This is a genomic window from Parabacteroides gordonii MS-1 = DSM 23371 (genome assembly GCF_000969825.1).
In the GTDB taxonomy this organism is placed as follows: Bacteria; Bacteroidota; Bacteroidia; order Bacteroidales; family Tannerellaceae; genus Parabacteroides; species Parabacteroides gordonii.
This window is the reverse complement of the sequence record NZ_KQ033920.1, coordinates 385,026-408,589: the sequence shown is the minus strand read 5'-3', so window position 1 is coordinate 408,589 and position 23,564 is coordinate 385,026. Positions and strand designations below refer to the sequence as shown.

Below are 23,564 nucleotides of genomic sequence, written 5' to 3'. Positions count from 1 at the left end.
ATCAGATTATATTTTTATCGAGTCATTAAAACTGGTACGGTTCACAATAGAACGTCCCAATGTTATTTCGTCTGCATACTCAATCTCATCACCAATAGAAACACCACGGGCAATGACGGTTATCTTCACATTATAAGGGGATAGCTTGCGATAGATAAAGAAATTGGTCGTATCCCCTTCCATCGTAGTACTAAGTGCAAGGACAATTTCCTTTACTTCTTCGTTAGCTACTCGTTGTACCAGACTGTCTATCTGCAAATCGCCCGGGCCAATACCGTCCATCGGCGAAATAATCCCTCCAAGAACATGGTAAACACCACGAAACTGCCCGGTATTTTCGATCGCCATTACTTCCTTGATATTTTCAACCACACAAACGGTCGACTGATCCCGTTTAGGATCTGCACAGATAGAACACATCTCATCGTCACAGATATTATGACAGACTTTGCAATACTTCACTTCTTTCCGCAAGGCCAGCAAAGCGGATGCAAAATTTTCCGTATAACCTTCATCCCGGCGTAACATATATAAAGCCAGTCGCAAAGCCGTCTTCCTCCCCACCCCGGGAAGCGAAGCCAACTCATTTACTGCATTTTCCAATAAAGCGGATGGATATTTTTGAGTCATTGATTACCTTTCTTTGCCACAAAGATAGATAATTTCAATCATATCAAATCCGATCGGCCGACAAAAGTGTTAACACAATAAAAAGACACAGGCAATAAATCTTTTTAATCTGTAGAATCATGCCGTTTCTGTGAAACTATGTTATCCGCAATAATACTTTCCACTAGAAACTTGTTGTATTAGAAGATAGAATATATGTTTGTATTATAATTTCATATAAGAACATTTCATAGTAGAAATAATTATCAACACCAAAATAGAATAAAATGAATACAAAAAGAATCTTCACATTACTGGTTTTAGTTGTGGGTTTCATGACTTTAGTATCCTGTAAAGGACAAGCCAAAAACAACAGCGATGAAACGACTTCAACCACGGAAGTAACTGGAAAGCAAGCAGCTGCACCTGTACATATTGCAAAGGCGGACTTCCTGAAAAAGATATACAACTATGAAGCGAATCCGAATGAGTGGAAATATCTCGGAGACAAACCTGCCATCATCGACTTCTATGCCGACTGGTGCGGTCCCTGTAAGATGATCGCTCCTTCACTGGAACAGCTTGCCAAAGAATATGCCGGACAGATCAACATTTACAAAGTCGATGTAGATAAAGAAACAGAGTTGGCCCAGGCATTCGGCATTCAAGGAATACCAGCCCTTCTATACATCCCTATGGAAGGAAAACCCCAAATGCTTCAGGGAGCAATGTCTAAAGACCAGTTAAAGGAAAAGATAGAATCAATTTTACTGAAAAAATAATTTGTTTTTCGCTTACTCTACCAACAAAAATTTTCAGGTAGACTTGAAAAACGCCTCGTTTTTGAGAACATTTTCAAGTCTACCTGAAAATTTTCCATTATATTTGCATAAAACGTTAGTGATTATGGATAAGAGATTAGAGCTACTAGAGAAATATAACTTTTGGGACGGACAATTTCCTGATCTAGGATTAATTCGTAACGAATACATAGATAAAATAGCAAATGCTATGGACAACAAACTTATAAAAGTATTGGTTGGACAACGCAGAAGCGGTAAAAGTTTTATCATGAGACAACTTATGAATCACTTGGTCACAGAAAAAAGAATTTCTCCTAAGCAACTTTTTTACGTCAATTTTGAGTTTGCACCTTTTGGTTTCATAAAAAATGCAGAAGATTTATACGATCTCTATACTCTCTATAAAGCAGAAAAACAACCTACAGGTAAGATATACCTATTTCTGGACGAAATACAAAACGTTTCCGAATGGGAAAAAACGGTAAACTCCTTATCACAGGATTATACCGAGGATTGCGAGATCATCCTTACAGGTTCTAACTCTAAAATGCTTTCCAGCCAATTATCGACCTTGTTATCTGGAAGATATATCGAATTCTCTATCTATCCTTTTCATATCGGTGAATATGCACTTATCCAGGAAAAAGAAATAAACAAAGACACCTATATGGACTTCTTAAAATCAGGAGGATTCCCCGAATTGTTCCATCTCGATAATTTCGAGACAAAACGAAACTATGTTTCTTCCATAAAAGATACTGTCTTATTGAGAGATATTATTCAGCGTAACAATATAAAAGATGCCAGATTACTAGAAGATATATTCGGATATCTGGTAAATAACGCCTCAAACCTGATTTCTATAAACAATGTTGTGAATTTTTTCAAATCCAAGGGTAGAAAGACTAATTATGAAACTGTCTCCAATTATATCCTTTATCTAGAAGAAGCAAATTTATTACATCGGGCAGACCGATATAATATCAGAGGAAAAGAAATTATCTCAGGCACATGTAAATATTATGTAAACGACCTGGCTTTCCATAATTATCTATATAATGGATATGGTTACGGTACAGGCTATTTACTGGAAAACCGTATATATCTGGACCTAAAAATAGCAGGTTATGAAGTATATGTCGGTGTAATTAAAGAAAAGGAAGTGGATTTTGTCGCGACAAAAGCTGATAGGATTATTTACCTACAAGCCAGTTATCTATTGGCAGATGAAACTACTATAGAACGTGAATATGCCCCCTTTGACCTCCTTACAGACCACTATGAGAAATATGTGGTAACATTAGATGAAATCACATTGCCATCCAAAAATGGAGTAAGGCATATTCAGGCATGGAATATATACAACTTTATATAGTAATATTCTAGATGACCATTATGACAACAGAGAATAAAATAAAATACTTTGAAAATCGGGAAGACTGGAGAAAGTGGCTGACAGACAATTTTGAAATCAAAGATGAAATTTGGTTTGTCTTTCCTCAGAAATCATCTGATAAAAAAAGCATTATATACAATGATGCCGTTGAAGAAGCCCTTTGTTTCGAATGGATTGACAGTACGATAAAATCACTTGACAAAGAACATAAAATTCAGCGCTTCACACCTAGAAACCCTAAAAGCACATACTCGCAAGCCAATAAAGAAAGACTTAAATGGTTATTGGAAAATAAAATGATACACCCTAAATTTGAGGATAAAATACGAACTATTTTGTCTGACCCTTTTATTTTTCCAGATGATATAATTGACAGATTGAAAGCAGATAAAACAACATGGAAAAACTATCAACACTTCTCCGACCCATATAAACGTATCCGAATTGCATACATTGAAGCAGCCAGGAAACGGCCTGAAGAATTTGAAAAACGGCTAAACAACTTTATCAATAAAACGAAAGAGAATAAAATTATAACTGGATTTGGGGGAATCGGAAAATACTATTAATCTCTCATAAAATACCGGCACGAATTTTACTTCTGTTTTCTAAATGTTATACCCATATATAACGAACAAACCAACAACACCGCCCCAATCACCAACATCCGCTTGGGATAAGAAAACTCCACAGTATTACCTTTCTGAAAAGAATCAGAACCGGCAAAACAGTTCTCATCTACAGAACCAGAACTAACAACCGATTCAATAACCTCCTCCCCCTGTTCCTTAATAGCGACATGAGTAACGGACTGCACCCCATTCAACCGACAGCTATCGAACACAATATGCTCTATATCGATCACCTTATTGCGAGAAGCCTGATACAGATTTTTCAACAACATACTATCACTATGAATACTATGCACCTCCTCTCTTATCTCCCGATGTTGCACACTACGCCGCCCGGCACTACAACCGGACAGCAAAACAACCAACAAACCAACCGAAACAAGCAAACTTCTACCCCACATATCCATACCTATCCTCCTTCATTTATTAATGATCACCTGATAACGATTCCCTCCATTTACCCGAAACGACAAATGCAGGAGCTTTTTTCGTTTATAGAGAATCGCCTGATCGAAAGGTAACTTACAATAAAGCAACACATCCAGTAGCTCCTTCGGATCAGGCACATAACAATCCGCAGCTTCCCCCTTCACATGCTGGCTCGAAGGCACGCCACCCACCAACCTGTTCACCTCCGGACTCCGGTAACCGCTTGTGATCGCAATCGGCTTCCCATAAACCAGCCGCAACGGCTGTAACAACCGTTTCACCAACTCCATCATAGCCTGCTTCACCTCAAACGGCGGCTCATTCAGCAACCCGTTCTCCACCGCCACCCGGCTATACGTCATTTCTTCCCAGGTAAAATTCCTACTTATCCTCTCTTTCATTTTGTACCGATTTAATTTTATACGAATAATCCACTCCAAACAAAGCTCCGGCAAATGTGCAGGTTTCCCCGAAAGCCACCAGCACACTATTATGAATCTCCCCTTTTGGGGCAATCCAGAAACCGGAGAAAAGAAGAACAATCCCGCTCATTACGAGCAGGATTGCCATTACCAATTGAATAGTCAGTCTTTTTTTCATACGTTCCCCTTTCCTCTTTCAATCAAGTAATCCTCAATTTCCCATTTTCAATTATTCAATTTCCGGTCTGTCATCTCCACCGGAACCTTCTTCTTTTTTAGGTTTCGTATCTTCATCCTCTTCAAACTTCACGATCTCACTCATCCAGCGCAGACTGGTACCCGGCGAGAATATCACCCGTGCCTTTTTTATCAGGGAAGCATTGAAAGCATCCGCCGTCTCCGCACCTTTCGAACGAATCGAAAGACGAAAACTACCGAACTCACCCACCTGTACAATACTACCCGAACGAAGCTCCAGGCTCATCGCCCAGTTTAACGAATCGAGTATTGCCTTCACATCAGCACTCGACATCGCCGAGCGACTGGAGATCAATTCACACAACTTATCCATATCGCAATAGTTCGACGACCGTGCCATCGCATAAGTCTTCACCTTGTCCTTATCGTCACCGCTAAGAACCTTGCGCTGCACCTTTCTAAATTTCAGTGTCATAGCTTTTCTATTTTAATGATTAATACTACTGTTTCCAGGGGAACGATACAAAGGTACAGATAGGGATACATGTAAAGATCGGCGCGGAAGCATCATGTAAAACAGTATATAATAAAACTTTAGGAACAAGCAAAATCTTAAAATACCATTTTTCGCGAATCATCACACTGATCGGTCCAAGCTCTTATTTAACGTTTATCAGGGAAATAATGATTATTCTGCTGGAATCTCCAGAATGGATTTAATTTATTTACAACTTCCATTAACATTCTTAATACCCTTTCGGGTACTCTTTTTAATATAATCACGAAATAAATACCCGAAAGGGTATCGAATAATAGAATATAAGTCATTTAAAGAAAACAAGTCCTCTATACTAAACAAATGATGCAATATACCTTTTGCGGAGATTAGCAGACATATTCTCCGCATACTATGCGGCAAATACAATCGTACCTGGAGATACGGACAAACATGAAAATATCACAGATACAATTTTCCCCAAGATATAAATCATCCTTCCCAACCTTCAGTTTCTACGATTTGGTAACGTTTTTTTCATATTCCTTTCTTTATAGTGGATTGACAATACAACAATATTGTCGAATAAAGAAGATAAAATTCAGCGTTTCACAGCTAGAAATCCTAAATACAAAACTCACAAGCATTCGTAACAACGCTGACTAACACAAGACGATAAAGGAACTATCCACAAATTATTTCCATAAAACAATCAACTTTCACCAAGAGAATATTTTTCATTAAATCTCTGAAATTAATCTTTAATTCTATGTTTCATTAAATCTGATAAAAGAATCGTATCAGGAACTCCTCGCTGATGTCCCTTATGATTCGTTATTTCAGATAAGTTCCATCTCATATTTGTAAATTCATATTCAGTCTTCTCTTTTTCTAATGCAAATACAATATAATATTCTCCCTGAGGAATTCCTGGATACTCTTTATTTATAAGATCTTGCTTTGATAAAATACGAGGACCGACTGTATTCATCTTAATAAAGTATTGTCCCAAAGAACCATGGAGCAATAAATATCTTGCAGATGTAAACTGAGTATTAAGTTTTAATGAGCCATTCCCTGTACCTGTTCGTGTATTATATAAGTTTGATTTTAAAATCCACTTCAAATGTTCTTCATTTTTATAATATCCAATCAATACAAAAGTTTTATTAGGCAATAAATCTCGATTTATCCCATAAGGTTCAGGCAAAGACTCATATAAATTCGTACTTTTTTGCTGCAGAATAGAATAAGTATGATAAGCTAAATTCTCTCTCTGAGAAGTTCTATCCAAAAAGTTCTCTATTACATCATCCAAAAATGAAATAAACTTACCCAAACATAGATTTTCATTTTTAGGAGATATCGCAAATGCCCCCAGACCAGGTATTATTTCATGAAATCCAAATTTTATATGATTTTCTGTTCCTGGATAAAGAACATATGCACCCCCTGTTCGTTTTATAGCATCCTTATAAGTATGCATCTTCAATAAATCTGCTCTTTTGTAAGTACCAGATTCCTCTTCCAACTTTAAATCAGACAACTCATTACTATCTTTCTCATTGGAAATATTCTCATCACCAGATAAGAACAACCGGTCTATTCTGTATTTTGCATCAAAATGTATATGAGTTATCAATTCTTCTCTTTCAGCCTGTACACTCGTTACATCACCAGGCCAAATAGATAGAGTATAATCAGGTCGAAAACTACGGCTCCAACTACCTGCTGTTTTATAATCTTTTGTATATCCAAATACTCTATTATATGAAAACTGAATATTCAATTTTCGACTCGCTGTTTCATATACACCTCCTAACATTATAACTTTCCCTTGTTTTAATGCTAAATTTAAAACGCCATCTTTAAACTCAATAAGTTCTTTTTTACTTTTCGGAGATATTTGAAACTTTTTACTCAATATATCTAATAACTTAAAAAATAACCAATACTCATAAAGTATTGCTACATTTTTTTTACCTGCATCATATACATCATCTCCTCCTTGCCAAGTCAAACGCGCTGCCATATCAAACATTAACCATTTTTGGTAAACTTCCCTATAACCCTCTTTTTTTTGTAAAACAGGACTATTGAGAGGTAGTATATTTATATTTGATATATTTCGAAACAATGGATATGATAAATACATTATCAGTTTTTCAGAAGTCAAATCTGCTTCTTTTTTCAGACGTTCACTTGCATCGGGATACCTTTGTATTGAAGAGCAAAAGACTAAAAATGATTGCAAAACGTACTTAACAAAACGATTTTCAGAAATATCCACAGTCTCTCTTTTTGAGGCCACAGATATTTTTCTAGGTAATGAATCAAATGTTCCTTTCAGATAATGTTTTTCTGGTATATTAATGCGGTTTACAGAACAAACAATTTGCCTCAAAGCTTGATGTCCAAGCCGTTTTACATTACATATATTTCTTTCTTCGTCTGTCTCTATCCACTTTTTTACAGGTGACAATTGTATTTGATGTAAAGCATCAGCGAAAGTTTCACTATCAACGAGAGAACGAACAAATGCAAAACGTTGATATTCTGCCTTAGGATTTTTTGTTATATCCACTTCAAATTTCTGTATAACTGGAGAGTTTTGTGACATTAACAACTCTGTACAATATACAGTTATATCTTCAAGCATCTTTCTATAATCATCCCTATAACTCGCTTTCGAAGAACATACTTCAAATTTTAGATTACCGACCCTTTGTCCACTCTCCCTTTCTAAAATTTCAATTTGACATGTACCAACAAAAATACCTGTTTGAATATAACCTCGAGTTACTTTTTGACGACTTTGACTATTTGTTAAGATTTGGTTGTCAGCTATATAATACTCATATTTATCTAGCTCAAAATCATACCTACATCCTTCTTTTAATTGATAAGGTGATTCTCCAAATTCCCCAGCATCTTTCACCTCAAATAAAGAATTCTCCTGTTGAGCAAATAGAGTCAACACAGTAACATCATGATTATCTAAAAATATATTTATTGATAACTCATTCATATAAATTAAGCTTCAGCAAAACTTGTAAAACCATTATCTTGAGCAATGCGATACATTCGCCATATTTTTTCAGCAGATAAAGGATATTTCAAATTCTTCTCATCTGGAAATTCTAATATTCCTTCTAGAGATTGTTTCTTATCATTAATACATAAAGACCATAAAGATCTCAAGATAGGTTCTACTTTTTTACGAGAACCATGTAGTTTAGGTAATAATTTCTGAACAATAACAGCATCAACAATCATATCAAAATTCAATTTCGTTTGCAATATCTGCCCTAAGCCTATAAATCTAAACATCTCATTTGCTGTTCTATATCCAAACTCTGCATGTATTTTTTTCAATTCCATAAAAAAATCTTTCAAGATTCCTACTATAGCCCCTCTTCCTTCAATCTTTTGTGGATCAATACAATTATTAGCGATTTCCACAAATGCTTCTGATTGCATTGTTCCTTTGCCAAAGACCAGTTCTTTATTTAAAGAACTTACCTTCTGAAAAAAAACATCTATTTCATTAGGCATAATACGGAATTCTATTACATTAGCACGATCAAGCACCTTAGGACTAAACATATATGTAGTTTCATCCACATTAATAGTTCCAATAATAAATAAATTTCTAGGTAATTCAATTGAAGCTGGAACATCATCGCTATCTCTCATTAATGGTATTTTCTCCCCAGATTCCATTGCACTAAGAATATCAGCAAAATACCTCTCTACATAGCTAAGATTCATTTCATCTAAGATTAAAAAATAAGGTTTATTCACATTTTTATTAGCCTCCAAAATAAGATCTAACACTCCATTATCAGGTTTTATATATTTACCTGGCTCAATAGCATTAGGATAACCTAATAAAAACTCTCTATTTGTCCAATCCGCACCAACAGGGACAATACATATTTGTTTCTCATTTTCACAGATCCATTTTGCGAAAGAAATGGCTAACTGTGTCTTACCTGAGCCTGATAATCCTGTCAAAATAACAAATGGCTTAGTCAGTAATGATAAAACAAAACGAGTAACTAATTGATCGGAAAATATCAATCCTGTAGATAACAAATCTTCCATAAAAGATGAAAAGACAAAAGGTTGTTGTTTTTCTTTTAATTCCAAATTTTCCACATTTTTCAAAATAATCTTATATTTATAAACTAAATTTCTCAAATCTGATTCTATGGATTTAAAATTCATAGAATCAGATGTATCATAAGTTTTATAAACAAAAGAGTCACCATATCTATCAGGAACAACTCCTATTTGACTAAAATAATCCCTTATAGTCTTTACATCATTTGCTATATTCCACTCAATATTCGGTTTATTGGTCTCACTAATTCCATAAGCTAAGACAAGTATATTATATTCTTTATAAAATAAAAACACAGGAAAAATACCTTCACTAGTTGTTTGCCCATCACCCAAAAACGAAATCCAAGGAATACGCGCAACTCCACCTTGTCCAAAACTTACTTTTACTTTTAGTCCATCATAATTTTTCAAATAATTTTTCGTTGTCAATTTTGTTGTAACAGCTTGTTCTAGAAACAATTTCAACATTTCAGCTATAGATTCTTTTGTTACAATCTCAAATCCATTATTTTTAAGTATTTTAAAGCAGGGAGTATTTAATCCTCCTTCAAATTCATTTCGATCTAAGACAACACCATTTGCAAAAATATTAGCATAAGACAAGACCAGTTTAGGTGGATATCTTTTTCCATTATAAAGAACATCATAACTAGAGGAATGCGCTTGTGGAGGAATTCCTTCTTTTTCAATTTTATTAATAGCCTGAACAATATGTTTAGGCTTAATATTATTTGGTATATCTCTCATAAATAATACTTTTTCAATATCTAAAAACAACAATATCTATTTAATACATCAAACATAACTTCAATATCCTTTCCTACATTTAACTGTAAAACTACAAAATTCTTACAAAAAAAGTATATTCTAGTACAAAAAAATAGATTTTATCGATAGAGAATATATATCTAATGTATAACTTTTCAAGTTAATCTAAACAATCCTTTATACCCTCAAAGCATTATCTTCGTATTCTTTATGTTGTCATTCAAATAAAAAGTAACTATTCTAATCATCTGTCACTCTAACAGTTTCATACACCGAATCAGTCCAAGAACTTTTAGTATAACACTCTAAGAAACTAATCATCCACAATACTCCCCCACCCTCACCTTCCCCGCCAACACCAGCACCTCCCCACTAGTAATCCCTCCTTTACTAATATTCCCGGCAAGCGTACCGATCTTGCCGCAAATTAAGAAACAGATAAGAACAGACATTGATAAATGATTTATTGAAGTTTGCGCAGTACGCTCTACTACTTCCGTTAAATGGAGCATCCGGATAAACAAGACGGGAAACCGGAGGGGGCAACGGAGACAGGTCATCACTGTTTTTTCAATGATGAAATCAACGTATGACTGCCGATCATGGACGATAACTTCTTCAATAAACTTCTGGTGCTTTTTAGGCAAGGTTGACCATACGGTAAATGCAATTTTATAAATCTTTTCACGTAAACGGTTACGGCCTTCCTTCGACATTTTGTCAAGGCTACGGTTAAATTCGTTCACTTCCGGCACTTTTCCATTTGGGAATAATGCCTCTAATTTGTTCTGTTTCTTCATGATATATCTGATAGGCGTTAATAAATAATTGAGGGAAATCCAAAATAAAAGCAGGGAGACACAAAGTCTATTTTTATATGGTCAACACTTGTACCTCCCTTTTGTTCTCTATTTGGATAGGTTCAAATCTCTAAGCAAAAACTTACCAGGTTTAAACTTCACACTCCTACGGGCCGGTATCTTACAGGAAATACCGGTACGAGGGTTGCAACCTGTACGTTCAGCCTGTTCCCAGGCTTTGAAAGTACCGAAACCCTGAAGTATTATTTCATCCTCTTTTACCCTCTCTGTCAGTATTGCCTGAAAAGTATTGATAAACTTACGGGACTGTTTCTGCGAAATACCCATTTTCTCTGCTAATTCGTTTACTAAATCTGCTTTGTTCATAATATGTTTTCTTTACGTGTTTAACTATATTTCTTTCATCAATAGTTATCCCGGACACAACGAATATAATAGGGATTATTCGTGGTTAAATAATTGAATGTGCCATCGCTTAAGCGCAATAAACAAAATTTACCATTTCCACCATATATTGAGCTACTCCAATAGTAACTGCCGAAAAATGTACCAGAACCTTTAATACCCTCTATATATTCTTTATTCATATACATGGCATGTAACTCTATTTGAGTAGGTAAGCGCCAACCTGTGCCATCTTCATCCAATTTGGAACAATAACTCTTCGTATTTATTTGTGCTAAAACACTAGAGTTCTGGCTTTTTTGTACTTGTATAGAATAAGAACCGTTCATTGTAGGCGACTCTGATAAATTAACTGTTACGCCATGAGATTCAGCCATATCTGTTCCACCTGCATCAAAAGGAGGATATAGTTTCCAATTGCCCCCATCTTTAGTCATCTGAGTATAATAACTTCTCAATACTTGCTGATTAATTGTAACAGTAATCTTTGTTAAATCTCCTGCTTGATTAACCTTTACTGTTTTTGAATGATCACCACCGGTTACAGCAATAGTAAATGTTGCAGAACGGGCACTCCCCCAATTTTCAGTTGCATTAAATGTTAATACTTGCTCCGAACCGTCTGCGATAGAAGAGTCGATCGAGGGAGTGATACCATTTGTTTCGCCAGCCGGACTGACTCTCCAAGGTAGACCGTAGGTTCCCTTTACCTTTACACTACCTGAAGTCACATCCTTTTCTAAAGACAGTTCGGTTTCAGACACCGAAAATGTGGAACCCGATTGTTTAACTGCCACTTTATTTTCTATATTTCCTGCTTTCACTGTTATATCGCCCGAAATTTCTATGCTATTGAGATTCACCTCGCTTGTTTTATACCCCAGATTCTGTTCGTTTCCATTCGTTGTTTCCGGAATAGTACCGGTCAGGGTCAGCCAATCAGGCTTGGTAACAGAAAAAGATAATCCCGAAGTTCCTTTAAAAGAGAGTGTTCCGGCAGCGTCCTTTGTTGCAGCCAACGTTGTGGGACTGGCAGAAACTGTCAGTGCAGAGGCTTTCTGATTCACCTTTATTGTTCCGGTTGGTCCGCCGATTTCATCCCCGGCACGAACAACTATCTCGCCGCTTCGCGCAGAAGAAGAGGGATTGACAGCGATATTAAAAGTCACATTCTGTGCTTTTCCCGTTGTTTGAGAACCTGAGGTCGCACCAACCAATGTAATCCAGTCACCTTCCGTTACCTTTGCCACCCAGTCCAAGCCGGATGTAGCGACAAACGACGATGTTTGATTATTAGCTGCTTCCGGATTTACTTCCATGCTCGAACCTTCTACCTTGGAACCTGCTTGCTGTACCACTATTTCCTCTTTCAAGCCTGTATAACCAATCTCTGCTATCGATGCACCGGCACTCACTGTTATCTTTCCACTCCGTTCCGAAGCCAAGGGGTTACTGGCTGTCGCTTTTATTTTCAAAGCCTGCTCAGTCCCCGTGGCTTCATCTCCTGAAAAAGCAGGATTATCGTCTGCCCAATTCCACCAATTCTCCCCGCTTAAGGCAGCAAGCCATGGTAAACCTTTTGTAGTAGTAAAGGAAGAAGCCCCTTCCGAACCCTCTGCCGCGCCTAAAGAGATAACATCACTCCCTTTAGAGAAGGCGGATCCTTCCTGCGTAATGGTTATCTCCTGATTCTCTCCGTTCACATTTACAGAAAAAGTTACACACCTGTCTTCGGCTTTCGGATTCGCAGACACCGACTGGAAAGTAACCATAGCAGGCCCCTGATGGCTTACTGTTACCCCAGTTCCGGCAACCACACCTCCTATCATTACCGACAACCATTCTTCCAAATCGAAAGACCACGCCTGCCCCGGACGGGCGGTGATCTGTACCTCTTTTATCCCCCCCTTCTCTGCCGGCATCTTTCCCGGATCGACCTCTATTGGCGGTATCTCATTTACCGTAATACGTTCATCGGAAATATCTATACCGACCAACGTCACCTTCATTACATAATGGTAGTTACGCTCGATATTGTAATTATTCATTCCATCACCCGGATAAAAACGGAATACAACATTGTTATATGTCACTCCCCCCTGCACAGCCGTACCCGTCAATTCGATATAAGTAGCATTTGTCACCCCCATACCGATCTTCTTCTTTTCTGAGTCGATTGCGTTCCCATCACTGACAATACCCGCCATATTCTCCGGTAGATACCAATACATGGTAGCACCGTCTCTATCCGCTATTCCAGTATAATCTGTATATGTCATACCTACCAACTGGTTTTCAGGCACATCAACCTGCATTTTCTGCGGAACCGAGTTCAATGTCACAGTATTAGGAGTAAAAGTAAACCCCTCTCCGGCGATCGAATAAGTAAACGATATCTTAGCCACCATACGGGATAAATTCACCCTGATATCCTTTACTCCCCCTTCTTGTACTACTCCGCTCCACATCCCTGTCATTCCACACAGATTACTTTGGGGTAATCCGGTTTCGGTCGAAACATACGTCAACAGCAACTTTTTCAAGGCAGTTTCGGTTGCTATCTCTCCCTGGTCACCCATATTAGCAATGAACCACACATGAGATTCTGAACCTTCTCTATCATGTTTCAATTTAATATTAAGTGTATTGCCTGTTAATGAAGAAATATATTTAGCATACAAAAGCTTACCGCCAACATATTGCCCCACCCAGACACTGGCAATCTTACTTTCCTGTGCCTCTTCCAGCGGAGTAGCTGCACGAGTACCGATCGAATCCGATTCCATAGTGCCATCGGCAGTAAACAGTATGCTGCGAGTTACCGGTATATGGTTTGCCAGGACATTCAGATTAAAACCGGCATCCACTTCTTTCAGCGTAGGCAAAAGAATATCATCATCCACGTCTGCCTGTGTACAACCGACTATCCAAAGTAAAACCAAACAGCCAAACAGGCGAATCCAATGTTTGTTCCTTATTTCACTTATTTGTTTCATTATATCCTGTTTTATTCTATTGTCATTTTATATCCACAATTATTGACCACCGCCAACTTCCCCATCAGTCCATACAATTTCTTTCCAGCTTGCCACAACAAACGAAGTTCCTATTCCTTCATTGATATCCGGGTCAGGATAGGGTTCGTCCGGAGCTCCTACATTCGCATCTGTAAAGAAGATTGTCTCCTTCCAATCCAGTACTGTCATGAGCAGGGAGCTTTCGTTGTTCTTCACCTTCAGGGTGAAAACATATCGTTTACCTTCATCGAAAGATATATTTTTATCGATCGTTGTTTTCAACGTCGCCGTTTTATCATCCCTTTGTACTTCGATCTCCACATCAAAAGGTTCCGTATTTTTAGGAAGAAGTATTCCTTTTGTCTTGTTCAAACCCAGATTATCGGTATCAGACTCCACCGGTTCAAATTCTTCCGAAGCAAATACCACTTCTGTTTTATCTCCGGCTTCACCACCGGTGCATGGAATACCGGTATCTTCACCTACTATAAGAGCTGCACCGGACGAGGATATTTTACTTATGGTCAACCCGGTTGCATACAGTCGGGTGAAAGGGATCACATTCTCTTTGGACGGAGCTACATTAAATACCACTAATGCACATTTACGACTGAAAGTCGCCAAAGTTACCAGACGCGAACTTGCCGCTATAGTTACGCCACGGACAAAAGATGTCATTACATCCTCTTTATGAGGAATATCTGTTATCTTATACGTTCCATCAACACTTTTTGCCAGTTTCCTTGCCGGAGAAACAGCATAAAAATCATACACTCCTCCCCTGACAACCATGCCTTCGGCTTTGCCATCGACCGGTTTTCCCGTATCGTCCACCGAGCAAAGTGCCAACGAACCGTCGGCCATGACCTTATAGGTAGCTTCAACGGTGGGAGTCGTCGTAGAAAACGGAACGGGAGAAGCCTCTACCCCTATGCTACTCCTGTAATAAGCAACAATCCGTATAGTTGAACCTTCCGGCAACGGAGTCGGAGCCGGAACTTCTGTGTCTTCTGCACGCGTCAGCACAGCGGGTATCCCCAGGTCGGGTTTAACGAATCCGACCTCTACCAACCGGGCTTCCTCCGGTACAATATCTTCTACCATACCGCAGGCACATCCTGTAAGCAGTCCGGCCAACAAGAGTTCTAGCAAAAATAATCGTGTCAACATCCGTTTCATTTTCTCATTTATTATTCGACAGGAATATCCACTGAACCGCCATCGTTCCAACCGGCCACTTTCACATCTGCTATCTCGATCCCTTGCGGCGACATACGGATATTATAGATGTAGTTGTATCCTTTTTCCCAACTAGCGGTAAATGTTCCGGGAACGTCACTGTCGGCTCCCGGAACCATATTAAACGTACGACCGTCATCGAGTGTCAGCTCCAGGGAGATACCTACATCACTGACAGGAATAACCAGACCAAAAGCCTGTACCGGAACTTCCGACGTTACGTCTGTACCGGTTCCTACCACGCGTTTATCACCTCCGGCCGTAAATTGCAGCAGATCGACAGGCGTTATTGTTCCGGTTGTTTCACCCGTTACCAGATTCAATTGGGCGGCAGCAGACTTTTTGAATCCTCCGTTACTTTTCAATACGATTTTAGCCACCCGGCAACCGGCAAAAGAAGAACCTGCATTAACTTCCAGTACACGGAAACTCACTTTTGCCAATGCATGATTCATCGTCAAAGAAACCTCCGGATGCCAACGGTCTACCTGATCCGTAGCCGTGCAATAGAGGTAATCCTCCTGGTCGGTTTCCCATTGCACATCCGTTGCTGCATCTACCGTTGCGTTACCGTCAGAAAAGTAGAACTTCTGCTCGTCCAACACCTTTACACCATTCATTAAAAGAGCTTTCGGAATGCCTGCGAGCGAAACACTCTTTTCTGCCGGAGCATAGCCATAAACTGTCCCTTTCTCCGAATACAAAGGAAGCGTTTCCTCTCCTTCTGCCAGTTCCCAAAGAGGAGGACTCCCTGCCGGGTTGTATACGAACTGCTGGCTACTGACAGCATTGTTGTATAAAATCTCCGTACCACTACTATTCTGTTTCGTCACGCAAATGCCTATCCCGGTCAGCGGGTTCGGGTTCCTATTCGTTTCCCCGGGGCCGCCCGTCACGACACTTCTCGACTCTACCTCCATCCACATGCCCAGATTCTTCACTCGAAAAGGAACACCCTCTTCTGGCTCGTCGCCACCAGACCCCGGCAAAACGATCTCTGCCTCTGTACACGCAGCACACAGTAACAAAAACACAGGTACTAATCGGTATAAGAATGGTTTCATGGGATTTGTCTTTTTTATTATTAATGTATTACAATGAAATATCCGGTTGTTCGTCTTCCACCCAGTCTTCCACAGTTACATCCATCACTGTCAACTTATTACGGCCGGCAGAGAACGTATAGATGCAGTTGGAACCCGCCGTCCATTCATGAGCCGGCAGAGTAACCGTATATTCGACAGGCGTATTACCACCCTCCTGGAGAGTTATCACTACATCGATTTCATTATCGCCAAAACCAGCTATCGGATAGACGATTGCACTGACTTTTTTAGATACGGCCTGTCCGGTCGTAGTTTTGTCTTCGATAAATGCTTTGTCGCTTTGCTCTCCCTCCTTGATCTGCTTCATCAGGACGTAATTCGTAATTGTACGGCTAAGTGCTCCGGTGGTTGAATTATCGCTTATTGCGCCATCTGCCAACGCCATCTTGCCGGTTCCGGTTTTAAAAAGATTGGAGCTGTTTTGATGGTTCTTGATTTCAAACTTCGTAAAATTCACATCATTATCACTCAAGTTACCACCATCGTACACACGGAAAGATACCATCGCCATGGCATGCTTCATGGCCAGGTTGATCAGGTAGCCGGGGTTATTCGCATCGGTATTATTCGGGCCACTCTCCGGATCGAAAGGTATCTGCCCTTTGGCACGGCCGTTGTTTACATTCCGGCCACCCTCCGTCCCATCAAAATACAGGTAGTCTTTTTCGGTTGTCAAAGACAGGCTTACCCCCTTGTTTTTGTTAGCTGACCATGAAGTGGCATTCCAGATTTTATTCGCATTATTTGCCGAAGCATCCATCTCTCCGCTGGCAATAACTGTGATCGGGATTTTAAGATCGGATTCACTGTTTATACTTAGCAGGCTACTCAGTGCATTTACATCATACGGATAATAAGCATATACCTTACCTATCGTTTCTTTCAGATAATAAGGCTTTTCATTCTTGGGGTCATAACTAAGACCTTTCTCGGTAATCGAAATCCAGTTCTCACCTTTTGCATCTCCCATATACCATACATGAGGGCCGGTATAGCCGGAACTCGATGCATCGGGAGAATACCAGTCAGTTGCATCCGAGTTGGTCACCACTACTCCCAGACCAGGAGCCGTACTATAATCCGTATAGGTAATCGCACTGCCGCTTACCACCGCTTTGGTTGTCGATTTCAGTCCGGCATCCACCTTCAGGTTCGGGTTGATACCCAATGCCACCTGGCCGTCACTGCCACCCAGTTCCGGCTCTATTCCTGTCTCTGTTTCCGAACAGCTTATCGCTGTCACAAGGGCTATCAGCATGGCCCACTTTGTCGTGATCGTTTTCATTTTCATTCGTTTTAAAAGTTTTATTTCCTGTTATTCATTCATATTTTATCATATCGGCATCTCCCCTTGTTCATCCTCCATCCACGCTTCCACACTGACATGCGTGGTTTGTATGTTGGCTGCTTCGGTGAAAAAGAGTGAGACGATATGGCTTTTACCGGTTTGAAAACCGCCCTCTATCCGGATGAAAACATCGGAGAGGGTTTCTTTCAGGTTGCCATTGCCATCTTTCGTTGTCGTAATCCGAAGATGGAGCGGATGAGCCGCCGTCCCATCCACCGGAAATACCGGAAAAAGGAGACAGCCTTGTGCCTCAGGAGGCGATCCGTCGGACGCTACCTGCGGGATTAGCAGACCGGTAATATCCTGCACCGGGAGGTTCTTTATATTTTCCGCCACGGATATATCCGCCAAACGGGGCGTTTCCGCTGACAAATCCAGTTCCTGACGGGTATGTACATCTGCTGCTTCGATCGTTTGTATCGTTCCCCATGCATCGGCTCGGTCACTGTAACAGACCAGGCGGACCTGAGTCAGCAAATGACGGAACGTACAGGTCGTCACCGGAACATAGCCGTTTCCCTCGAGGATTCCCGTTGCCATGATATCCGTCGTTCCGTCTATGCAGAAGGTTACTTTGCCCGTTCCTGCATCGGTTGTCGGCTCCCCCTTCGCCGGATAATAACCGTGCAGGCGGATATGACGGCCATCCGCCGGGTACGACTGCGACTGGGCAAATACAATCGGGCGGTTCCCCCTTCCACCCTGACGCACAGCCTCGTGTACAGCCCACCCACTATATGTACCCGTTGAAACCGCCGATTCATCCTGACGGGCAAAGCTAACCTTCAGATCCTGTTCATAGCCCGAGCCGATTATCCCGCGCGTCGACGCTCCGATCGCACCTTCCAAGCAAACCGCTGTTTCCGGGACCGGCTCCGGAGCAGGATTGCTGTCCGAACAGGCGGCGAGGCCCGAAAGGATGACGACTGATGCTAATACTATGACTTTAAGGTTATTCATCTCTGAAAATTACTCTCCGGAGGTTACTATTGTACTGCCGCCGTTACCCGGCAGCCACGGGGCGATACCGGATTCTACCGCTATTTTACCGTCCTCCGTAAAGGTGAGCGTGATCAGATGCGAATAGCCTGCTTTCACTCCTTCACCGATATTCGAGACTATGACATTCAGGGTTTTCGCATTCCCATCATATGTTCCTTTCACTTCCAGAGAGACAGGCAGACTCTCCGTTCCCATATTGGCCGTCGGGTAAAGCAGCAGATAACCGGTTGGCGGAGTTTCGGCATCTAAAGCAGAGATCATAGAAGGACAGTTCTTAACTGTCAGTGTCTGGTCGGCCGTACCCGTGACCGTTAGTTTAGCTCCGCTTGTTTTATCCAGCGATAGCTTCAATCCCGTGGCTACATTTTTTACTTTAATGGAAGCGACCGCCGTCCATTTACCGATCGCACCGGCTGAACCAACACACTTGAACTGCAACTGGGTTAGCAGGTGGCTGAAAGTAAAAGTCTCGAACTTATCGACCAGCGAACCGGTCTGCACACCTGTCACCATGATGTCCTCGTCGCCCGTTATAGTGTAAGTGACGCTGGCAGGGTTGGTGGCTCCGCTCGGTTCCTTGCGGGGATAATAACCAATCAGGACAGACTTTCTCTCTTCCGCCAGATAGGTTTGTTCCGGCTCAAAAGTCAGCGCCGTATTACCCGTACCACCTGTACGGACTGCGTCGATAGAGGTCCACGCAGCGCCAGCTGTACCGGGATTATTCAAACGGGCAAACGATACTTCCAGATCATTCGTATAACCACCGCCGATCACCGCACGGGTAGCCTCCGCTATTCCGGCATTCACCTCTATTGCTTCAGCCGCTCCATCCGTCACCGGCTCTTCCATGTCGGTGCAACTGTTTAAGAAAGCTGTCGCCAACAGACTCATGATCAATAATTTTCCTCTTTCCATATTATACCAGTGTTTTATCGTTATTATTACTATCGTTTTCATTTCGTTTCAGGGAGTAACCACACCCGAACCGCCGCTACCCGGTTTCCACTCCTTCAGCGTGATCGTCAAACCGGACATTTCATTATAGCGGACAACCAGATCCAGTATCACATGTGTCGTAATTCCGACAGCGAATGCTTCTTTCACCTCATTCGTTATATCCGTGGATGAAGTGATTTCCTTTCCGTCTGCCAGTGTCATCGTTAGGATCAGGTCGACCATTTCACCGCTTTCCTCACCCGAAGACAATCCAAACAGGTTCAAGGTTGATGTATAAATGCCAGGTCCGGTCTCTTCCGGCTCGAACGTCATAAAGGCCTGCGTATCGAATAGCGGCTTGCCGGAAGGTATATGAACCCGTGACGAAACACCGGTCAACCTTCCCGACAAGACCGCCGGAACGACATCTCCCTTTTCCCCTCCTGTGACTTTTATATTCATTTCTAATGTACGGACAAGGTTTACCGCAGACAATTCCTTTGCCACAACTTCTCTTCCGTCCACCTCGATCAGGTCAAAACCTGCCCCGTACAGATTACCCGGACAGGCTATCTGCACCGATGAAGATTTCAGGGAAGAAAGCCGCTGCGCTCTTCCGCAAGCTTCCTCATATCCCTTCTCCATTTCAAGCGTGACACCCGTACACCCCCTGTTACAGACAGCCACCCGATAACAACCCGAAGGCAATGTACCTTCATATCCCGAAACGTCCCCCGTACGGATAATCGGACTATCCGAACCTTCCGGATAGAAATACCACGTCATATTCTCCGGGCAACCACTGTCAGGGCGACGAAGCAGTAAACGTACTTTTCCGTTCTTCTCCCAATCCTCGTCCGTCATACGGTATGCGCAAGACAAGACCGCTACGGTCCATACGGCATATATCATCCAACCCATCAGTTGTATTATACGATATTTCTTATTTCTTTTATTCCTTTCCATCTTCCTATCTGATTTGAAAACGGTACGACAAACTGATCCGAAGCCCCAACATAAATCCCGTCGAGGCAAAACGGGTTTCCAAATAATTTCGGTCATCCGGCGCGTCATAGCGGTATTTCTTCCCGTCGAAGACCGAACGGTAACCGGCACGTACACTCAGCCCCATCCCCAAACCTCCGGCCAGGGAGAAACGATACCCCATCGACAAGCCCGCCGACCAGAAACAGCCCGTCCGGCCGTAAAGTATATCCTCAGAGCTATCGATCGCGTTGCCACGTACATCGAAGTCACCATACTCGGCAAACACCCCGGTATGCAGGCCGGTAAACCTTCCCGAGGGGGACAGCCAGGTTCTTGATTCAAGGGATATTTCAGAGACAGACCAGCTATCGCGCGTCTTGTTTTTATAGGCAAAGTCGGAATACATGCCCGACAGCGCCAGCGACCAGCGACCGGCAAAACTGCATTCCACTTCCAGATTAGGCATAAAGGCGCCTGTTTCTATTTTCGTCTCACCCGTTCCCAGACGAAGTGAAGGAACTACGCCAAACCAGGGAAGAAGGTTTGTTTTTACGGCCAGATATACAGGACTTTGCTCCATCGGTATTGTTTTCTTTTTGACAGCGGGAGCAACAGGAGTTATCCCCTCAGGGGTTGCAGTTTCATCCGTTCTCTCTTTATGCTTTGTGACCACCCGTACCACTTCCTTTGTTGTAACGGTCGTTGCCAGATTGACAGCCGAGAGCTCTACTCTCTCGTTACGACGAATCGTATCCGTCACCGATGCCAGCCGGTAATCTTCCAGTTCCGTACGGTCGAAAAGAGGATCGTCGATACGATAGACTTCGCGGTCGTAACCACCAGCTTCTCCACGACGGTACAAATCAACATAAGGGATTGCACCGTACTCACCGATAGCTGCCTTTACGGCTATCGGATAACGGCTCTCACTGTAATGGATCGAGATATTGGCAAACCACGGAAGCGGACGGTATACATTATATATATGTATCTGATCGCGATAGCTGCCGCTACGGTCGATGTAAAAAGCGACACAGTCATGAGGGATGTCGAAACGGGTTTTCAGATAGGCACGAATACGACTGGCACGCAGCGAGGCTTCGTTCACCACCGCATCCTCTTCATAGCCATAAGCATCCACATGTGAAACGATCAAGAGGTGGTTGTCTCCTTTCAGCAGACGGTTGCGGGAGGCATCCAGAAGTTGCCCCATACGCTCTAATTGGTAAGCGTTATCGCCGTAATCAGCCAGGAACAGGTCGCTGTTCTCTTTGAAAGAGAATAAAAAAGATTCCGCCTTATGATAGGTCGTTGTCTGCGCAGTCACTTCCCGCCAAACCAGGCTGAAAAATAACAACAGGTAGAACGCTTTTCTTTGTGATCCTTTTATCCTATACATAATATTATATCAATACCAGTCTTTGATTTTCCGATTTACTTCTAAGGTGCCCCTTATTTATATAATAAGGGGAAAAGATAAAAAGCACCTCGGTTTTAAGGGGGATTTAATGAGTTTTATCCCTGGGATATTTTAGAATGATGTCTTATTTCAATATTTTGTGGAGTAAAAACATGTAAAAATGATAACAGTTTTTTTCAAACGGATATTAATAAGACAGCAGTCTTCACCCGCCTTATGTCTTATTCTTTGAAAATTATGATTTAAAGGTCACAAGCAGGAAACTAGGTTAATTAATACAAATTCTATATGTTTTTTTTAGGATTTTACCCAAAAGCTTTGTTTTTCCATAAGATTCTTCCTATGTTTGCAGAGCATTCAAACTCTTTTGCGAAATCCACAAGTTGTAAAGGCTTGGATATCAAACAAAAAGAGAGGTAATTACCTTATTATATAAATAAGGATAATTTATGCAGCCATCAGTTCCTTCACACCTTCAGAAACCCTTTTATTTGCTTCTCCTACCTTACCTGCATCAAATGCAGACAAGTAAATGCGTGTCATTTTCTCGGAAGAATGCCCCAGGGCCTGGCTAATGATAGCGATCGGTATCCCAAGATGATAAGCCGCAGATGCCCAGCTATGGCGAAAAACATAGGTCGTCAACTTTGCAGATAAACCCAATAAGACCTGCACATCTGCCAGATATTGATTTTCCTGTGCCAGACATTGTTTATACTGTTCATGCGTAGCTCCCTCCTGTAACACTGGAAAAAGATATTTGGAATCCGCCCGCCTGTAACGATTAATCAGTAACTGCATAGGCTCCGAAACTTCCATCTCGATCAGTGCACCTGTTTTTTGCCGGCGATACGACAATACTTTTCCTTCTTCAACCAGGTTCTCCCCTCCTAGACGATCGATATCCGCAAAAGGCATACCGCAAGCCAAAAAAGAAAACAGGGCCATATCCACCGCCAGCTTTTTCTCCGGTTCCTCTTCCAGATCAAGTGCAGCCATCTGCTTGATCACTTCCACCGGGACTGCCCGTTTAACAGTTTCCTCCCGTTGCAACTGCATCCCCTCGAACGGCCGTTCCTCAGGCCGCCCTTTCCACCCCCGGCAAGCACGGTTGTACATCGCACGCAAGTTACTAATATAACTATTCACCGAATTCACGCGCAGTTTCTTTCCTTTCAGATACCGAATAAACTCCTGCACAACATCCTGCGTCACATCTCCCAACAATCTGCTCTTTCCTCTCTCACGAATGAATGCTGCAAAATGATTTCGGGTAGCACGATACAGATCGGCCGTGCTTTCATCCCCATTACTGCGCTTCTGCTTTTCCTGCTCAAGCATCAGTATGCAAAAATCTTTATTTCTCATAACTTATTCCTTCTTTATCGTTATTAATCAA

21 protein-coding genes are annotated in these 23,564 nt (G+C 41.4%); 3 read left to right on the top strand and 18 right to left on the bottom strand.

All coding sequences use genetic code 11. From position 1 onward, the window contains the following. Positions 1 to 6: 6 nt before the first annotated feature. Positions 7 to 630, bottom strand: a complete 624-nt coding sequence (gene recR / locus HMPREF1536_RS18590) for a recombination mediator RecR (RefSeq protein WP_007659371.1) — start codon at positions 628 to 630, stop codon at positions 7 to 9. 266 nt (positions 631 to 896) lie between these two features. On the opposite strand from recR, the gene trxA reads away from it, so the two are divergent. From trxA to HMPREF1536_RS18575, 3 genes are all read left to right on the top strand, one after another. Beyond that, a complete protein-coding gene (trxA, locus tag HMPREF1536_RS18585; RefSeq protein ID WP_028728347.1) occupies positions 897 to 1,391 on the top strand; it encodes a thioredoxin in 495 nt (164 codons plus the stop codon). 124 nt (positions 1,392 to 1,515) lie between these two features. Further along, positions 1,516 to 2,787, top strand: coding sequence for an ATP-binding protein (locus tag HMPREF1536_RS18580; protein WP_028728348.1), 1,272 nt, complete (start codon positions 1,516 to 1,518; stop codon positions 2,785 to 2,787). Between the two features lie 20 nt (positions 2,788 to 2,807). Next, positions 2,808 to 3,377: a YdeI/OmpD-associated family protein gene (locus HMPREF1536_RS18575; protein ID WP_028728349.1), complete on the top strand. Its 570-nt coding sequence runs from the start codon at positions 2,808 to 2,810 to the stop codon at positions 3,375 to 3,377. Between the two features lie 26 nt (positions 3,378 to 3,403). Here HMPREF1536_RS18575 and HMPREF1536_RS18570 read toward each other — a convergent pair whose 3' ends face one another. The 17 genes from HMPREF1536_RS18570 to HMPREF1536_RS18490 all read right to left on the bottom strand — a co-directional run bounded on the left by HMPREF1536_RS18570 (position 3,404) and on the right by HMPREF1536_RS18490 (position 23,533). Next, positions 3,404 to 3,847 carry a hypothetical protein gene (locus HMPREF1536_RS18570; RefSeq protein ID WP_028728350.1) on the bottom strand — a complete coding sequence of 148 codons (444 nt, stop codon included), beginning with the start codon at positions 3,845 to 3,847 and terminating at the stop codon, positions 3,404 to 3,406. Positions 3,848 to 3,859: 12 nt separating this feature from the next. Then, on the bottom strand, positions 3,860 to 4,270 hold the full coding sequence (locus tag HMPREF1536_RS18565; RefSeq protein ID WP_028728351.1) for a D-Ala-D-Ala carboxypeptidase family metallohydrolase: 411 nt from the start codon (positions 4,268 to 4,270) through the stop codon (positions 3,860 to 3,862). Beyond that, positions 4,251 to 4,469, bottom strand: coding sequence for a hypothetical protein (locus tag HMPREF1536_RS18560; protein ID WP_007659354.1), 219 nt, complete (start codon positions 4,467 to 4,469; stop codon positions 4,251 to 4,253). The genes HMPREF1536_RS18565 and HMPREF1536_RS18560 overlap by 20 nt, the downstream gene beginning before the upstream one ends. Positions 4,470 to 4,520: 51 nt before the next feature. After that, complete coding sequence (locus tag HMPREF1536_RS18555) at positions 4,521 to 4,964, bottom strand: HU family DNA-binding protein (protein WP_007659352.1); 444 nt, start codon at positions 4,962 to 4,964, stop codon at positions 4,521 to 4,523. Positions 4,965 to 5,739: 775 nt separating this feature from the next. Continuing rightward, positions 5,740 to 8,013, bottom strand: coding sequence for a DUF2357 domain-containing protein (locus HMPREF1536_RS18550; protein ID WP_044192559.1), 2,274 nt, complete (start codon positions 8,011 to 8,013; stop codon positions 5,740 to 5,742). Between the two features lie 5 nt (positions 8,014 to 8,018). Then, a complete protein-coding gene (locus HMPREF1536_RS18545) occupies positions 8,019 to 9,860 on the bottom strand; it encodes an MrcB family domain-containing protein (protein WP_044192562.1) in 1,842 nt (613 codons plus the stop codon). A gap of 338 nt (positions 9,861 to 10,198) precedes the next feature. Beyond that, complete coding sequence (locus HMPREF1536_RS18540; protein WP_028728354.1) at positions 10,199 to 10,681, bottom strand: hypothetical protein; 483 nt, start codon at positions 10,679 to 10,681, stop codon at positions 10,199 to 10,201. A 108-nt stretch (positions 10,682 to 10,789) separates the two neighbouring features. Next, complete coding sequence (locus HMPREF1536_RS18535; RefSeq protein ID WP_028728355.1) at positions 10,790 to 11,068, bottom strand: HU family DNA-binding protein; 279 nt, start codon at positions 11,066 to 11,068, stop codon at positions 10,790 to 10,792. A 38-nt stretch (positions 11,069 to 11,106) separates the two neighbouring features. After that, complete coding sequence (locus HMPREF1536_RS18530) at positions 11,107 to 14,103, bottom strand: BACON domain-containing protein (RefSeq protein WP_028728356.1); 2,997 nt, start codon at positions 14,101 to 14,103, stop codon at positions 11,107 to 11,109. A gap of 39 nt (positions 14,104 to 14,142) precedes the next feature. Continuing rightward, complete coding sequence (locus HMPREF1536_RS18525; protein WP_028728357.1) at positions 14,143 to 15,303, bottom strand: BF2992 family fimbrillin-A clan protein; 1,161 nt, start codon at positions 15,301 to 15,303, stop codon at positions 14,143 to 14,145. A gap of 11 nt (positions 15,304 to 15,314) precedes the next feature. Next, entirely contained in the window at positions 15,315 to 16,427 is a 1,113-nt protein-coding gene (locus HMPREF1536_RS18520; protein ID WP_028728358.1) for a fimbrillin family protein, read from the bottom strand. 28 nt (positions 16,428 to 16,455) lie between these two features. Then, positions 16,456 to 17,760, bottom strand: a complete 1,305-nt coding sequence (locus HMPREF1536_RS18515) for a fimbrillin family protein (RefSeq protein WP_225608022.1) — start codon at positions 17,758 to 17,760, stop codon at positions 16,456 to 16,458. Between the two features lie 42 nt (positions 17,761 to 17,802). Then, on the bottom strand, positions 17,803 to 18,777 hold the full coding sequence (locus HMPREF1536_RS18510; RefSeq protein WP_028728360.1) for a fimbrillin family protein: 975 nt from the start codon (positions 18,775 to 18,777) through the stop codon (positions 17,803 to 17,805). A 9-nt stretch (positions 18,778 to 18,786) separates the two neighbouring features. Beyond that, positions 18,787 to 19,737, bottom strand: a complete 951-nt coding sequence (locus tag HMPREF1536_RS18505; RefSeq protein WP_028728361.1) for a fimbrillin family protein — start codon at positions 19,735 to 19,737, stop codon at positions 18,787 to 18,789. 48 nt (positions 19,738 to 19,785) lie between these two features. Then, positions 19,786 to 20,724, bottom strand: a complete 939-nt coding sequence (locus HMPREF1536_RS18500) for a DUF5119 domain-containing protein (RefSeq protein ID WP_225608021.1) — start codon at positions 20,722 to 20,724, stop codon at positions 19,786 to 19,788. 4 nt (positions 20,725 to 20,728) lie between these two features. Continuing rightward, positions 20,729 to 22,144, bottom strand: a complete 1,416-nt coding sequence (locus HMPREF1536_RS18495) for a DUF3575 domain-containing protein (RefSeq protein WP_028728363.1) — start codon at positions 22,142 to 22,144, stop codon at positions 20,729 to 20,731. 468 nt (positions 22,145 to 22,612) lie between these two features. Beyond that, positions 22,613 to 23,533, bottom strand: coding sequence for a tyrosine-type recombinase/integrase (locus tag HMPREF1536_RS18490; RefSeq protein WP_028728364.1), 921 nt, complete (start codon positions 23,531 to 23,533; stop codon positions 22,613 to 22,615). Positions 23,534 to 23,564: the final 31 nt, after the last annotated feature.

Coding starts and splice junctions, on each gene's coding strand:
- HMPREF1536_RS18490 (WP_028728364.1), bottom strand. CDS start 23,533: ATGAGAAATAAAGATTTTTGCATACTGATGCTTGAGCAGGAAAAGCAG.
- HMPREF1536_RS18570 (WP_028728350.1), bottom strand. CDS start 3,847: ATGGATATGTGGGGTAGAAGTTTGCTTGTTTCGGTTGGTTTGTTGGTT.
- HMPREF1536_RS18560 (WP_007659354.1), bottom strand. CDS start 4,469: ATGAAAAAAAGACTGACTATTCAATTGGTAATGGCAATCCTGCTCGTA.
- HMPREF1536_RS18575 (WP_028728349.1), top strand. CDS start 2,808: ATGACAACAGAGAATAAAATAAAATACTTTGAAAATCGGGAAGACTGG.
- HMPREF1536_RS18545 (WP_044192562.1), bottom strand. CDS start 9,860: ATGAGAGATATACCAAATAATATTAAGCCTAAACATATTGTTCAGGCT.
- HMPREF1536_RS18500 (WP_225608021.1), bottom strand. CDS start 20,724: ATGGAAAGGAATAAAAGAAATAAGAAATATCGTATAATACAACTGATG.
- HMPREF1536_RS18495 (WP_028728363.1), bottom strand. CDS start 22,144: ATGTATAGGATAAAAGGATCACAAAGAAAAGCGTTCTACCTGTTGTTA.
- HMPREF1536_RS18565 (WP_028728351.1), bottom strand. CDS start 4,270: ATGAAAGAGAGGATAAGTAGGAATTTTACCTGGGAAGAAATGACGTAT.
- HMPREF1536_RS18515 (WP_225608022.1), bottom strand. CDS start 17,760: ATGAAAATGAAAACGATCACGACAAAGTGGGCCATGCTGATAGCCCTT.
- HMPREF1536_RS18520 (WP_028728358.1), bottom strand. CDS start 16,427: ATGAAACCATTCTTATACCGATTAGTACCTGTGTTTTTGTTACTGTGT.
- HMPREF1536_RS18510 (WP_028728360.1), bottom strand. CDS start 18,777: ATGAATAACCTTAAAGTCATAGTATTAGCATCAGTCGTCATCCTTTCG.
- HMPREF1536_RS18535 (WP_028728355.1), bottom strand. CDS start 11,068: ATGAACAAAGCAGATTTAGTAAACGAATTAGCAGAGAAAATGGGTATT.
- HMPREF1536_RS18540 (WP_028728354.1), bottom strand. CDS start 10,681: ATGAAGAAACAGAACAAATTAGAGGCATTATTCCCAAATGGAAAAGTG.
- HMPREF1536_RS18505 (WP_028728361.1), bottom strand. CDS start 19,737: ATGGAAAGAGGAAAATTATTGATCATGAGTCTGTTGGCGACAGCTTTC.
- HMPREF1536_RS18525 (WP_028728357.1), bottom strand. CDS start 15,303: ATGAAACGGATGTTGACACGATTATTTTTGCTAGAACTCTTGTTGGCC.
- HMPREF1536_RS18580 (WP_028728348.1), top strand. CDS start 1,516: ATGGATAAGAGATTAGAGCTACTAGAGAAATATAACTTTTGGGACGGA.
- HMPREF1536_RS18550 (WP_044192559.1), bottom strand. CDS start 8,013: ATGAATGAGTTATCAATAAATATATTTTTAGATAATCATGATGTTACT.
- trxA (WP_028728347.1), top strand. CDS start 897: ATGAATACAAAAAGAATCTTCACATTACTGGTTTTAGTTGTGGGTTTC.
- HMPREF1536_RS18555 (WP_007659352.1), bottom strand. CDS start 4,964: ATGACACTGAAATTTAGAAAGGTGCAGCGCAAGGTTCTTAGCGGTGAC.
- recR (WP_007659371.1), bottom strand. CDS start 630: ATGACTCAAAAATATCCATCCGCTTTATTGGAAAATGCAGTAAATGAG.
- HMPREF1536_RS18530 (WP_028728356.1), bottom strand. CDS start 14,103: ATGAAACAAATAAGTGAAATAAGGAACAAACATTGGATTCGCCTGTTT.